The 13,720-nt window shown below is 60.8% G+C and carries 13 protein-coding genes; 5 read left to right on the top strand and 8 right to left on the bottom strand.

All coding sequences use genetic code 11. From position 1 onward, the window contains the following. The first annotated feature begins 89 nt into the window (after positions 1-89). A complete protein-coding gene (locus A3AI_RS0119315) occupies positions 90-503 on the top strand; it encodes a hypothetical protein (protein WP_024517144.1) in 414 nt (137 codons plus the stop codon). A 134-nt stretch (positions 504-637) separates the two neighbouring features. Here A3AI_RS0119315 and A3AI_RS0119320 read toward each other — a convergent pair whose 3' ends face one another. Then, positions 638-2,605: a M48 family metallopeptidase gene (locus tag A3AI_RS0119320; RefSeq protein WP_198030145.1), complete on the bottom strand. Its 1,968-nt coding sequence runs from the start codon at positions 2,603-2,605 to the stop codon at positions 638-640. A 43-nt stretch (positions 2,606-2,648) separates the two neighbouring features. Next, positions 2,649-3,233 carry a LemA family protein gene (locus tag A3AI_RS0119325; protein ID WP_502685753.1) on the bottom strand — a complete coding sequence of 195 codons (585 nt, stop codon included), beginning with the start codon at positions 3,231-3,233 and terminating at the stop codon, positions 2,649-2,651. A 437-nt stretch (positions 3,234-3,670) separates the two neighbouring features. Here A3AI_RS0119325 and A3AI_RS50270 point away from each other — a divergent pair, with 437 nt between their 5' ends. Beyond that, positions 3,671-3,901, top strand: coding sequence for a DUF2934 domain-containing protein (locus A3AI_RS50270; RefSeq protein ID WP_156927859.1), 231 nt, complete (start codon positions 3,671-3,673; stop codon positions 3,899-3,901). A 178-nt stretch (positions 3,902-4,079) separates the two neighbouring features. Then, the gene (locus A3AI_RS0119340) at positions 4,080-4,406 is read left to right on the top strand and encodes a hypothetical protein (protein ID WP_024517148.1); all 327 of its coding nucleotides are present in this window, start codon (positions 4,080-4,082) and stop codon (positions 4,404-4,406) included. Positions 4,407-4,804: 398 nt separating this feature from the next. Here the strand turns inward: A3AI_RS0119340 and A3AI_RS0119345 are convergent, their stop codons facing one another. After that, positions 4,805-6,049 carry a hypothetical protein gene (locus tag A3AI_RS0119345; RefSeq protein ID WP_024517149.1) on the bottom strand — a complete coding sequence of 415 codons (1,245 nt, stop codon included), beginning with the start codon at positions 6,047-6,049 and terminating at the stop codon, positions 4,805-4,807. Between the two features lie 360 nt (positions 6,050-6,409). Between A3AI_RS0119345 and A3AI_RS0119350 the strand changes: the two genes are divergently transcribed. Further along, positions 6,410-7,348: a glycoside hydrolase family 16 protein gene (locus A3AI_RS0119350; protein WP_198030146.1), complete on the top strand. Its 939-nt coding sequence runs from the start codon at positions 6,410-6,412 to the stop codon at positions 7,346-7,348. Here the strand turns inward: A3AI_RS0119350 and A3AI_RS0119355 are convergent. The 5 genes from A3AI_RS0119355 to A3AI_RS45405 all read right to left on the bottom strand — a co-directional run bounded on the left by A3AI_RS0119355 (position 7,332) and on the right by A3AI_RS45405 (position 11,902). Continuing rightward, positions 7,332-7,958, bottom strand: a complete 627-nt coding sequence (locus A3AI_RS0119355) for a hypothetical protein (RefSeq protein WP_156927860.1) — start codon at positions 7,956-7,958, stop codon at positions 7,332-7,334. The genes A3AI_RS0119350 and A3AI_RS0119355 overlap by 17 nt on opposite strands. A 35-nt stretch (positions 7,959-7,993) precedes the next feature. Beyond that, complete coding sequence (locus A3AI_RS0119360; RefSeq protein WP_024517152.1) at positions 7,994-8,659, bottom strand: phosphoribosyltransferase; 666 nt, start codon at positions 8,657-8,659, stop codon at positions 7,994-7,996. Further along, positions 8,643-10,145 (bottom strand): oligosaccharide flippase family protein, encoded by a 1,503-nt coding sequence (locus A3AI_RS0119365; protein ID WP_084800966.1) that lies wholly within the window; start codon positions 10,143-10,145, stop codon positions 8,643-8,645. Before A3AI_RS0119365 ends, A3AI_RS0119360 begins: the two co-directional genes overlap by 17 nt. Continuing rightward, positions 10,138-11,064 carry a hypothetical protein gene (locus A3AI_RS43140; RefSeq protein ID WP_036048731.1) on the bottom strand — a complete coding sequence of 309 codons (927 nt, stop codon included), beginning with the start codon at positions 11,062-11,064 and terminating at the stop codon, positions 10,138-10,140. Before A3AI_RS43140 ends, A3AI_RS0119365 begins: the two co-directional genes overlap by 8 nt. Positions 11,065-11,218: 154 nt before the next feature. After that, a complete protein-coding gene (locus A3AI_RS45405) occupies positions 11,219-11,902 on the bottom strand; it encodes an FkbM family methyltransferase (protein WP_024517155.1) in 684 nt (227 codons plus the stop codon). Positions 11,903-12,262: 360 nt separating this feature from the next. Here A3AI_RS45405 and A3AI_RS0119380 point away from each other — a divergent pair, with 360 nt between their 5' ends. Then, entirely contained in the window at positions 12,263-13,657 is a 1,395-nt protein-coding gene (locus A3AI_RS0119380) for a GumC family protein (RefSeq protein ID WP_024517156.1), read from the top strand. The last annotated feature ends 63 nt before the right edge of the window (positions 13,658-13,720 follow it).

Raw genomic sequence — 13,720 nt, forward strand, 5'->3', positions numbered from 1 at the left:
CGACCTCCGATATCTATTCGACTTCGCCGCAGTGGTGACAAACTGGATCAAGGCCGGGTCGCTCATGCATAGACAGGAGGAACAACTCGATGAAACTCGAAGACATTCCACGGCGTGAGGAGGCTCTGATAGTCGCCGAGGCACAGCAGCGTATCGATCGTTTGATCATCACCGAGCACTTCGACCGCCGAGTTGCTTCTTTCTCTGAGATCTCGCACGTCGCGCGGGCTGTGTGGATTGGCACCCTTCGCGGAACACCCATGACTGCAGAGAAAATCACGCATACGATCGGGATGCCGCGCGCCACCGTGCTGCGCAAACTCGACTACCTCATCAAACAGGGTCACGTGCGCCAGGAAGGCACTCTCTATTACGTCGCAGATAAGGTTCTCGCCACGCGAACGCCCGCGCTGGATCGGACGATCGCGGTGATCCTCGAGGCGGCCGACGCGCTGCGGGCGGTACGGGGCGGCGTTGTCGCAACTGACAAAAGTGCTGCCTAGAGCATTTCCGGTTCTGATTGAATCAGAACCGGAGCTCTAGATTCTTGTTTTGACGCGTTTTCTTCACGCGAACCGGTCCCCACTTCGCTCGAAAACACTCTAAAGCATGATCCGGAAAAGTGCGATGTCGTTCATCATCCTTCGGCTTCCCCCACGACGAGCGGCGGTAGCGGGCAGTCGAGCGTATCGCAAATGGCGCGAAGCAGCTCCGCTTCGCGGACGGTGACCTGCTGGTTTGCCAGGATGCAGGCCGCGCAGGCGACGACAATCCGGCGCTTGATGGCCGGGACGGATTGATCGAGCGTTTGCAGCGCCGCGTCGAACTCAGCGAGGGAGCATTCCTCGCGAGGCGGCAAGCGGTGGGTGTGGTCGCCGCCGATGTAGCTCGCCATGCCCGCATCGAACGCCCGGGCGGCCTGGGCGGTCTCCGGCTGGCCTTCCCAGGCTAACAGCGCCAACACCGTCGCTACCGGGTGCGCCAGTTTTTGCGGCGAGCTTTGCACTGGTCGCGTCCGACGCTGCGGCAGGAACTGAGCGTCGAGATGGCGATGTAGCACACAGCGGAGGGTGTATTCGAACAGGCTCAGCCGCTGGTCGGCGATCATGAGTTCCTCGACCTGGGCGCGGAAAGTGCGGTGCTGGCGGGGCGACATCTGCCGCAGGGCCGGCATGGCCAGATCCAGGAGGGGTAGCCGGTGCGTGTCCGGCAAGGCCTGCACAGGAGCAAGCAGCCGCAAGGTTTCGGCGAGGTCCTGCGGCTGAGCGCCGGCCGTCAGCCGGGTCAGCTGGAAATCCCGCAAGTCCGCCCGCGGATCCAGGAGCAGCGCGTAGACCAGGGCGCGAGCACTGAACGGCTCCTGGGCGGCGACCCGGAGCACGTCGGGCATGCCGTCGTGCAACGCCTGCGCGCAGCTGATTTCTTCCGGATCGACGTGGCCGACCCGGGAGGCCGCTTCGTCGGCGAACCCCAGTATCGGCAACGGCACCTGCGGCAGCCCCGGCAACCTCGGCATCCCGGCAAGCGGCGGGACCCGGCCGCGGCGGGAGCCTTCGAGTTCTTCCCGATCGGCGCTGACCGGCCGCACCTCCGGGAACTGGCCGTTGAACTGCGGATCGAGCCGGCGGATGCGCTCGACGAGGGGCGGGTGGGTCGCCAGCAGTCCGGCGAGCCCCTGGCCGGCGAAGGCGTTGGCGAAAAACATGTGACCGGCCTCGGCGGCCTGGGGGTTATTGATGCGCGACCCCTCGGCCAACCCGCCGATCTTCTTGAGCGCCCCGCCAATGCCGTCGGGGTTGCGCGTGAACTGGACGGCGCTGGCGTCGGCCAGGTACTCGCGCTGCCGAGACACCGCCGCCATGATCAGCCGACCGAAGAACGCTCCTACCAAACCCAGCACAAACACGCCCAGGCCCAGCAGCATCAGTCCGCCACGGGAATCGTTCCTTCCCGAAGAGCGTCCGGACGTGAACATGAGCATGCGGCCCATGATGGACAACGCCATGATCCCGAAGATCAGGCCGATCAGCCGGATGTTGAGCCGCATATCGCCGTTGAGGATATGGCTGAACTCGTGAGCCACCACGCCCTGCAGCTCGTCGCGGGTCAGGTAGTTGAGGCAGCCCTGAGAGACCGCGACCACGGCATCGCCCGGGGCGTAGCCGGCCGCGAAGGCATTGATGCCGGGCTCCTGCAGAACATAGACGGGAGGCACCGGCACTCCCGCGGCAATCGCCATCTCCTCGACGACATTGAGCAGCCGCTTCTGCCGCGCGTCGGTGGTCGTGCCGGGCACCTCCTCGCCGCCCAGCATCAGGGCGACGGCTTGGCCGCCGGAAGCGAGTTGGGCCACCTTGAATATGCTGGCACCGCCGACCAGAAGGCCCACCCCCGGCGCCGCGAGCAGGAGGAGATCCGGTTGCCACCAGGACACGGGTTCTTGGGCGTCATTCATGCTGAGCGCCACCAACAGCCCGTACACAAGGGCGATCAGAATCAGGATCGCCAGGACGAAATAGACCACCAGCTGGAAGGTCTTGCGTCGGGCCGAATCCTGCTGCTGAAAAAAATTAGGGGCCATGGTCAGCGGCGGCTTTTGGAGCATGGAAGCGCAAGCATGGGACGCACAGAGCGGTAGCGGTTTCGGGTTAGAACGACACCTTGGGGGCTGCGCGCTCGGTCTCCGCGGTTTCGAGCAGCGCCGCCTCCTTGAAACCGAACATGCCGGACACCGTGTTGGCCGGGAAGACCTCGCGCCGGATGTTGTAGCTGGCGACGGCGTCGTTGAACGCTTGCCGGGCGAAGGCGATCTTGTTCTCGGTTGAGGCCAGCTCCTCCTGCAGGGCGAGCATGTTCTGGTTGGCCTTGAGGTCCGGGTACGCCTCGGACAGGGCAAAGAGCCTGCCCAGGACGCCGCCGAGCTGGGCTTCGGCCTGGTTGAGCTCCCTCACGGCCGCCGGGTCGCTCGGGTTGGCGGCGACTTTCTGCTCGGCCGCCATCGCGCTGTTGCGGGCCTTGATGACGGCGTCGAGCGTCTCCCTTTCGTGGCCCATGTAGCCCTTAACGGCTTCGACCAGGTTCGGAATCAGCTCGTAGCGGCGTTTGAGCTGCACGTCGATCTGGGCGAAGGCGTTCTTGAAGCGGTTCCCGGCGACCACCAGCCCGTTGTAGATGCCCATGAGCCAGAGCGCGAGCAGCAGCACGATGGCCAGGAGCACGAGCAGGGTAATGATGACGGGACTCATGAGCGCTGACCTCCGACGAGAGAAATGCTGGTCTGGTCCATCGCACGACGACTCGCGCTAGACTGGTCCTATGGAATCCTGCCGAGAAACTTGGCATACCCCACAGATGGTCAGGTAAGGACGATACCACCTTTATCGGGTGCTGCCCACGATTCTGTGCTCCTTCGCTCCGCATGGGAAGCGGATGGACATTGGCTCTCGGGCGGCCTCGGCCCACATACCGCCATCACCAGCGGTCAGCAGTGCAAAGCCGTTGCCGACGACATCGATCGTCACGGCTGTGAACTCGGGGAGGGTGACCGCGAAAGACCCCGATGTCTCTTCCACCTGCCTCGGTGCACGTCTCCGCGCTCCTTAAGAATTCATTAACCTTGGGCGAGCAAGACTTCGCTTGGGCTGGGCGCATCACTGGTAAGGAAAATCCCATGCCAAATCTGGAAGAGGCAATTCGCGAACGCGCCTACCACCTCTGGATCGCAGATGGTCAACCCGAGGGCAAGGCGGAGATCTATTGGCTGAATGCTCAACACGAAATTCTCGCGACATCAGTCGAACACTTGGCCAGCACCGCTGCCACAGTTGACACGGTAGCAACGAGACCAGCCGGAAGGGCAAGGGTCGTTCGGTCCGGAAAAAGCAAAGCTCGCGCAGCCTAGTCCGTAGGGGTCCCATCGTGCGGGACCGGACGACGCCGTTATGAGGGGACGGGGCGGCTCGACTTCCCCGTTGCCGCTGGCCGAAGCGCAAGCCGCTCGTAATCGGTATACTTCGAAGGGCCCTTGATCCGAGCGGATAGCGCCCTTGCGCGGGCCTCTCCTGGCACGGAGAAGAAAGATGCATGCCTGTTTGCCGTCCCAGCTTCCAAAAGAACTTCGTGATGCATTCTGGGGCGCGATCGGCGCCTACAACGATTGGCATCCCAAGCAGCCCGAGCCCGAAGTCAGCTTGCACCAGCAGCCGACCGCAATCAGCTCGATCTGCGATTCGGTGAGCAAACACGATGGACCGATGCCCGACAGTCTTTGGCATCATCTCGAGATGGTGACCCGCGTCTCCGAACAACTGCCGGAAGATCGGTCGTATAGAAGCGGTGCACGATTTCTCGGACGCCTGATCAAAGTAAGAAAAGACCTGTTCGACCGGTTAAGCCGGGTTCAGTAGTTGCGGGACCAAAGCCTCGCTCCGCGGCGATTCCCTGCGAGGGGAACCGTTGGAGCGCGCCGCGCGTTAACGACGCCTAGGGGCACAAGAACGTAACCCGGAGGTGGGTTATGAGTACTGTCCCTCTCGATCTTCAAAGAAGGTGCGAACGGCGTTGGGCCGCGCGGCATCAGCGGCCGCAGGAACCGGCTGCAACCCCAAAGCACCGGCCTGAAAAACAGGATCAACGGCTGGCCGCACCCGCGCAAGGGCAGAATAAAAAACCGCCGGGTTCAACCGACGGATTTGAGGTGGTGCCGGCGGCTTGAAACGGTACCAGCACGCAGCCCAGGAACTTCCGGTGCGACGCCAAGGCACTTCGCGATGGGTGTCGGCGGTGTGCTTGCAGCGACCAAGACCTAGACAGATTTTCCGGCTGATACCTCGAGCATGGGCGTCGTCAGGGCTCCAGCGGGTATACAGATGACGCAAAGCAGCAGCACCGCCTCGACCATGATGGGACTGAGCAGATAACCACCGGTCAGTTGGAAGGTGATCACCATCGCAGCCTTGAGAGGCACGTTGAAGGCTCCCGTCAGGCCTGACGCAAAGAAGAGCAGGAATGCCACCATGCTCAGCAGGCCGTACTCCTTTACGAGCTTGGTCGCCGGCCACGCACTCCCATAATCTTGGGTGATGCTGCCCGCGCCCGTTCCCGCGAAGAGATAGTCCCGATCCGAAATCAATTTGACCAGTTCTTGAGCAGGCTGAATCAGTCGCCCAAAGCCGCTACTGTCCTTGTCGCCGAGTTCATCCAATCGGGAGAGAAACGGCAAGCCCTCGCCCGACATCGGCCACCCGTCGTGGTTCAGGACGAGGATGAAAAGTCCCAGCGCTGCGGCCACAAGGGCTGCAGTGATCACGCTCCTCGACTGGCGCGCGACAAGAAGCGGGACTGCAATGACGAGCATTGTCAAGCCGGTGCCACCCATGCTCATGAACGTGGCGCCAAGCATCAATGAGGCTAGCCAGGGACGCTTGAAATAGGTCAGCTCGATGATTGTGGCCGACGCGGCGAATAACGAAGCGAACGAAGGCTCGAGAAAGAAGAAACCGTTCGGGCGCTGGAAACTCGAATACCACGGGTAATGCGCATCGTAGATAAACCCCTGAAGCAGGATCGATCTCGGCAGCAACTCGTCCATGCTCAGTGGGTTTCCGAGACCCGTCAGCTTCTGATAGCAGTACTGAAAGATGATGACCGTGGCTGGAAGGACCATCAAGAGGACAAAATAGTTGAGCACGCGCCTGTACGCGGCATCGGTTAGTGTCAAGCTGACCGTCATGCATCCGTACAGCAGAATGAGTTCTGCGATGCTCGATACGGAGCCGCCGCTGAAGATCTGAGACAGGCAGCAGGCGACGACGAAGCATGCATACAAAAGGAGCCGCACTGGGGAAACGGCGATCGTGCCGCACACCAGCATCCACCCGATGCTCACGAACATCAGCAGCATCGGAACACTGAGCGAAAAAGTTTGCGGACCTACGGCAAATTTCTGCAGATAGATGAGGGCGAACAGCTGCAGCGCGGCAAATTGGACACCGGCCCTCTCGCGATCGGCGGGGGGCAACCCCACTAGCATCTCGCTGCCGTTGTCCATGGTTCTTTGCAATCGCGCCAGGAGAGCAAAGGCACCTCACTCTAAAAGGCTCCTTACTCTATAGGTCAGTGCTCTCCGACGCAAGTTTTGTCCCACGGCGTAGGCGAAGTGTTCGGCGCGCGGGTATGGCAGGAAATCCAATAGCGAGTACTCTCCGAGAACGTCTTTCTAAAATCGCGTTGACCTGCTTTCGCGCAGCAGCGGAACCGAAGAATTGGAAAACGCGGGCCAGCGAGCAGGTCGGATGCAGGCGGCGGTCTTGCGAATCCCATCCAGTGCATCATCTCAAATGAAACGATGGTCACCGCCGTTCGGTCAGACCCGTGGAAGTTCCACGTGGCGAGCTCAATGGAGGCACGCATGTCGCCAAAGCAGACAGTCAGTTGCTGTGGAGCGGTGGGCGCGCTGCTCATATCTGTCGCTAGCTGCTGGGCCGCACAGGGCGACCGTTTTGATCGCTCGGCGCTTAGGCTGACCTTCTCGGAGGAGTTTGACGCGCCGTTGTCCTGGTGTTCGGAGAACTGCCGAGGTGAGCGGTGGCGGACGAAGTATTTCCACAGCGGCACATCGCCCATGTCGCGGGGAGTGGGCCTGAACGAGTCCGAGAGCGAGATCTTCATCGACCCGGACTACCTTGGTCTCGGTATTAATCCGTTCTCGATTTCCGGCGGCATTCTCGACATTGCCGTGCGACCTGCGTCGGCCAAAACACAGGCTGCGGTCAACGGTGCGTGGCCGGCCTCGGGGGGCGGGCCAAAAGGGGTGGTACGTTTTACCGCCGGCATGTTGAGCAGCGAAACCAGTTTCCGGCAACTCTATGGCTATTTCGAAGTGCGCGCGAAAGTTCCGGCGCTGATGGGAGGCTGGCCCGCCTTCTGGCTACTCGGACCACGGGGAACCTATGACGAGATCGACGTATTCGAGATCCTGACCGGACAGCCGGCGGTTCAGTACGGCGGTTATCAATGGGGACAAGCCGGAGTGAGCGCGAAGCAGAGCGAGCGCTATTCCGCGAAAGGGGTGGACCTATCCAAGGATTTCCACGTCTACGGCGTCCTGTGGACGCCCAAAGTTGTCGTCTACTATCGGGATGATTACGAGATTGCCCGGCTCGCGAACAACGGTCTTCACGTGCCAATGTACCTGATCATCAGCATCGGAACGGATGGCGATTGGAACAGAAAGCAAGGCTTTGTATCGCCTCCAGACGCGACGGGTGACCTCCTGGTTGATTATATACGGGCCTATCGAATTGATGAGTCCGCCGGCTCAGGCTCCAACGTCAATCCCGCCGAATGATCCTGCGGGAGACGTTGGCAAGGCCGCGCGCGGCGTTGAATGCATGACGTCCTTCCTGCTGGGTGTTGAGGCCCGTCCTTCGAAGCGACATCAAGACGCGCCGTGTGCTTGGAATCGTGATGACCTTGGGCTTCACAGCCCCCTTTGTCCAGTCCAGGAATATCTGCAGGGTGGATGAAAGATCGAACGTGACGATCGATTCACCGTCTGGGGCGACTTCCAAAGGAACATGCAGGGCGAGTCCTAGACCCCTTGCGACCATGTCTCGCACGTTGTCGATCCGGTCGTCGATCAACGCGGTTCTCTGTCGCGGTACTCCAAACCGCCGCTCCACTTCCGGCAGAATTAGGCTCTTGCGAAGCCCGTCGCGGAGCATCCTGCCAAATTGCCGGTGCCGCGCTGCGGAGATGAGAAGGTCCTCCGCCGCCATGACACCAGCGAGTGTTTCCGGCGCAATCCTTGCGGCTCTCAAAATGCGGTCGGCTTCGGCGCGAGACCTGTGAGTCAGTATCACCACCGCGGCGTCCAACGTCGCGATCGTGTGAATGATATCTTCCTGGAGAGCCAGGATTTCGAGATCCGGCAGCAGCGGCGGCCCGGCCTCGAACACGACGACGCCGTCCAAATCGACAAGGAGGCAGTGGCTCACCTCCACGGCGGGAGACTCCGCTCGGCGAGCCAAGCCAGATAACGATTCCGGTGGGGGCTATTGTTCGACCAAGGGTACCACTGGATCTTTCGGTGGAGATAGACGTCCGGCCCCTGTTTCATGGACCCCCCATACTCTTCCTCGGTCCAGCAGATCGCTGCGATCGTCACTCGCGCGGCACCTTGAGCGTGCATTCGATCGGCCACGTGCTGAATCGATCGGCCCGAGACGATGCAGTCGTCTACGACGGCGACATGTAGCCCGCGAACCAGGAAGCCGAACGACTGTTCTGCCGTTTCCAGCTTGCTGAAGCTTTTTTCGAATCTGGAGGACAAATAACGGACGGGCCTGGTCATGATGAACGAGGTGGGAATATGCAAGAGTTCCTTGAGGCGGAGCAGCCCTTGCTTGTAGCGGCTGCCCAACCTGCGCACCATGACGATCCGAGCTGGGATCCCGAGTTCCTCGCCGCAGATCGCGGTCGTCAAGAGAGCGCCGTTCGCAAGACCCACGACGATGTCGGGTTTGCCGGCGTGCTCGACGATGCGTCGCGCCAGCAGTCTCGATAGCGCCACCGCTTCCGCGACGGGCATCTTGATCGAATGATGAGCCGCGGTCCGGTATTGCTCGTTGAGCGTCGATATCTCAATGCCGTTGATCATGCAGCAGAGCCTCCGTCGGATGCGCCGTTCGACCGGACGTGGTGAGCGAACTGAAAGGCTGCGGCAGTAACTGTGCGAAGATGCGACGAATGTCCTGATCGAGAATGAGCAGGCATAGTCCATAGGCGATGCCTCCGGCCAGGATCTTTACGGCGAGGCGGACGGGCGCCGCCTGATCGGCGACAAGATGTGACAATGCGAGAACAACTGCTGCCATGACTGCCGTTCCAACGACGGCCGGGATCACCGGGGCGATTTGGCGTTTTAATCCGATGCGTCCCACGTACCAGACGATGGCCCAGGTGGCCGGCAACTGAATGATGGTCGGAATAATCCAGAAGAACACCATGTCGAGAGCTCTTGCCGGCCGGAGCAGGAGGATTGCGACCAGTATGAAGATCAAATGAAACGTCGCATTCCAAAAAGAAAAGCGCACATGCCCAAGGGCCCGCAGCAAGAACGAACTCGACAACCGCAAGAAGGAAATAGCGGCGCCGGCAGCGAGAACGGCAACGAGCGGGACCGTGGCGTACCAATTGGGGCCCATCGCAACCGGAATGAAATCGCCTGCCACAAGCGAGAGGCCGACGAAAGCGGGCAACGCGCCGACGGTGATCAATTTGGTGGAAATCTGGAAAGCCTTCACGAGATCGGGGTGCGAGGCGTCCTGCTGCGCCGCGAGCAGCGGGAACGTCAAATTGTTGAATGCGGTGGTCAGTATCACCTGCGTCGTTGTGGTGAATCGGAAAGCTACGTTGATGAAGCCAGCGGTGCGCAGGCCAAGCAAAGCTGCGACCACGAGCATGAAGCATTGAAGCCGTGCTGCCACCAGCAAGTGCATCAGCGCGTACGGCATCGCGAATCGAAGGAGGGGACCGAGCGAGCCGAATCGAAAGTTTACTTTCAGCCGCCCTAACGCTGACGGCACGATCAGCGCGCAATGGAAAATCGCGCCGGCGGTGTACTGCCAGATGAAACTGAACGCGCCTCCTCCCATGGCCGCGATCGCTATGGCGACCGCACAGCCCAGCAATTTTCCAACCGCCGAAGCGCGGGCCACGGTGGCGAAATCGAACTCCCTCCGCAAAATGGCGTTCGAGACGCCGATCGGTCCGTTGAAGAGCAGTGAGAAGAGCGCGCCGATTACCAGCCAGTGCTGCTCCGCTCCCAGCATGTTGGGAACGATGGCGAAGAGTCCCGCAGCCAGCGTGAACAGGGCCATCGCTAGGATCACGACGAAGGCCAAAGCCGCGCCCACGAGGCTTGGGCTCATGTCGCGACGCTGGATCAGCGCGTCATGAAACAGGCCCTCGACAAAGAGATTTGCGAGTTGGGTCCCTCCGAGGATAATCCCGGCCTTGCCGAAGTCCTCAGGCCCGACAAAGCGCGCCACGATCAGCAGCGTTCCGATCGAGAGGCCCGCGGTGACGACCGTGTCGGCCATCACCCAAGTCACGTGCGATTTTTTCAGGGCGCGGTTACTCATTCACCGTCGTTTCACTTCGGGCCGATGGCGCCTTGCCGGGCATTTCGGATGCCCCGTAGCGAAGCGCGCGGCGAATGCTGCCACCGCGGGTACGGCAGACATCGAACGTGTTTCGCTTGGCCGGTCCCGCAAGATGGATGATGGAGATCGGATCGAACGGAAGATAAGGCACGCATAGCTTGCCGAGGTCGTCGTTCCACATCGGCGTTGCGAGGTCACAGATCCAGTTGGCGGTGGCGGGCAGAAAGGCAGTGGGCAGTCGATCGAAATAAACGGCGGCATTCAGTCCGAACTGATCGTGTGGGACCGCCAAGCCGGTGCGACCCAAAGCGCTGTCATAATGGCGATGCCATCGTTCCCAGTGCGGGGCGTTCACCATCAGCGCGAACACGCCATTGTTGATCATGGGTCGGGATGCGAGCCACATGCCTCTGAGGGCACCGTAGCCAAGCACGGAATGTTTGTGGATCCAGCAGACTTGCCAGAGCCAGAACCTGTATGCGCGCTCGTCCTGGCGAACCATGGCGGCGCCGGTCGTACGTGCGCCCGCGATCAGCGCGTCAAGAGCCGAGCGATCCTGGAGCCAGGTATCTGCATCGAGCCAGACATAGGTTTCGTATCCCGGAAAATTTTCACGGAGGAAAGGACGAGCCAGATATCCCATTTTCCCTAACGCTGCCTCATCCGGCGAGACGGGGTGTAAGGGCGAATGCGGTGGCCTCACGCAAACGCCGCGCGAGACTAGCCATGTCCGCTGGTCGGCGGCAAGCCCGAGATCGAGGAACCCCAGCGTCACGGTCGGTCCGGCTTGGGCAAGAACCGATCTGATCAAATCCTGCGCGAATCGAAAATAATTGCAGTCCGCGGCGGTAACGATAATCGTCGCCGAATCCGTAACGTGGTCACGATCGCTCGTCACTGTGTCTCTCCGCGGATTGTCCGTAGGCCAGGATGCGACAGCATGACTGAATTGGTTAAAGCACTGACGTAGGCGCCGGCGATGTGACTCGCAGCGTAGTGGCATCCAGTTTGCGCGATCGATCGCGTCCTGCTCGGAGCAATACCGTGCGGTTTCATCGATATGCATGCAGGTGCGATTGATCGATCCATCTCAGTTTAAAGTCGTGGTCGGACAGCAGCCGCTCGATCAGGGCCGGCTTATCCGATCTGCCGGTCGCTCCGAAGATCGCAAAGTGAACTTCAATAAAGATGTCGCGCAGATTGCCAGTGCAGAGAACCCGCCGCATGCCGCGCAGCACCTCGAACTCGTGGCCTTCGACATCGATCTTCACCATCGCGGGCAGGTCGGCTGCCCCGATCAAGATCATGTTGTCGCCGGTCTGGAGCTCAATGGGGACCGCGCCGAGCTCCTCGATGCGCGCGGTCGCGAGTTGATCCCCGTCTCCCGGATTGATGGCCGCTTTACCGGTGCGGTCCGACAGGGCGACGGGCAGGATTGAGACGTTGTCGAGGCCGCTGGCCGCAGCGGTCAGCTTTGCGACCGTGACCGGCAGGGGTTCAAAGGCGTAAACCCGACCCGAGCTACCGACGCACTCCGAAAACAATCTCGTGTAGTGACCGACATTGGCGCCGACGTCCCAGACGCATGCTCCAGGCAGCAACCGCGCTGCCATCGCTTTGGTCAGCAACCGCTCATACCCAAGAGAGCGCAGCAGCAGCATCGCCGCCTTGACCAGACCGACGCGGCGCGCGATGCGTCGCAATGTCGTCACAGTGGAACTGGTCATGAACGACATGATGCGTTCTCGTTGAATGATTCAGACGGCGGCTCTGTCGCTTCATCTGTTGCCAAAGCCGGCCTCCCTCGGAACAGCTCACGCCGTCCGACCCGTATCCTCCGTGTTTCTCTCTCCGATAGTTCGGCGATCATAGTTCCGGAATCCGGTGACCGCTGTCGTACCCCGTTTGCAATACGTTCAAGCGATTGTGAGTCGGCCGATCTGGACCCGGAACGGCGGTCGGCGCGCCTTGCCGCAATCTGCGCTGCATCAAGCCGGCCCAAAACGGGATGCGTCGAGACGGCGCGGATCACTATTACTTGATCTATATTAAACGAGGTAAGACGGAGGCTCCGCTTTTGCCCACAAGGGGAGGGCATGGCACCGGCGAACAATCACATGTCGCTAGCGGCTCTATTTTTGATTGTCTGGAAAAGACGGTTCGCCTTCATCTTGGCGTTCCTGCTGATTTCAGCTGGGTTCGGTGCGGCCTATGCGTACGTGACGCCGATGTTCGAATCCGAAGCGCTCTTGATCATCTCGGAAGACCGATCGCACCAATCCCGGTTTCCGGATGCGCTCCGTTACGAGATCAACTCCGAGACATACGTGATTGCGAGCGATGGTGTGCTGCGGCAAGCCATTGAGTCCATCGGGCCGCAAAACCTGCTCCCGGAACGGAGCCAGCTTTCCGGTGCCGGTGGGCCGCTGCTGGGTTTGATCGCGTGGTTTAAGGACTGGGCCTTGTCTTCTGCCTCGGCGACTGACGGTTCACCGATCGATCTCGCATTATTAAGCGTTCGAAAGCGGCTGTCCGTTTCGGTCGAACGCGACTCGAAGGTTGTGCAGCTCAGATTCCGTGATGAAGACCCGAAGCGAGCCGGGCAATTCCTGACCCTTGTTGTCGACGCATTTTTCCGACGGCACGTTGATATCAGCGGTAACGCGGCGGCGTCTTCGTTCTTTCAAGAGCAGGCGGCGCGGTACCGAGACGATTACGACCGCGCCTCAGCAAAGTGGCACGAGTTTGCGGGGACGCATTCGATTTACTCGATTTCGCAGGAGGTTGAACTCGCTCTCGCGCGCCGGGATGAGACGATTGATTCGTTGGCCAAGACACGAGGCTCGATTGCGGACAAGGAGGCGCAGGCGGCGACGCTGCAAAATACGGTGGTCCAGCTGCGGCGGCGTATCGCACTCCCCGGCGAGATAACAGGACCGAAGCATGAGCTGCCCGCTGACAGCAACATGGGGAGCGACAACAAAATCCCGGCGAATGAATCGCCACTACTGCTGGTGCGCGTGTTCCAGGAGACCGCACAGTCGTTGGTCACTCTCAATGCGGAAATGGTCGGATTGCGCGCGCTTGAGCATGCGCAGGAGAAGGCACTTTCAAATATTGGACAGAGGCTGGCTAACCTGTCAGCCGCAAGAGCCGAATTCGAAAGGCTGAAAAGCGCCGTGGATCAGGCGGCAGAGATTCTCAAGACGCACCTGAACCAATCAGCACAGGCCCGAATGGATGCCGACTGGGACGAGAGCCAGAAGCTGGCAAACGTGAAGGTCGTGCAGGCCGCGACGGTCCCCATCAGGGCGGTATTCCCGCAGAAGCTGCTCTTCCTTTCACTCGCCTTCGTCGCCGGATCGTTTGGCGGCGCAGCGGCAAGTATCATGGCGGAGACGATCTTGAGGGGGCGGGGTGGATTCGAATCGTGGCGAGAAGCGCAGGACGTTTTGATCGGTGCCATTGCAAAAAGGGCAGAGAGACGCTGAGGCTCGTTGTAACCGGTGCGAATGCGGCCTCCCGTACGCGAGTGCGAGCGCGGAGTGACGCAT

The sequence above is a fragment of the Bradyrhizobium sp. Tv2a-2 genome (assembly GCF_000472425.1).
In the GTDB taxonomy this organism is placed as follows: domain Bacteria; phylum Pseudomonadota; class Alphaproteobacteria; order Rhizobiales; family Xanthobacteraceae; genus Bradyrhizobium.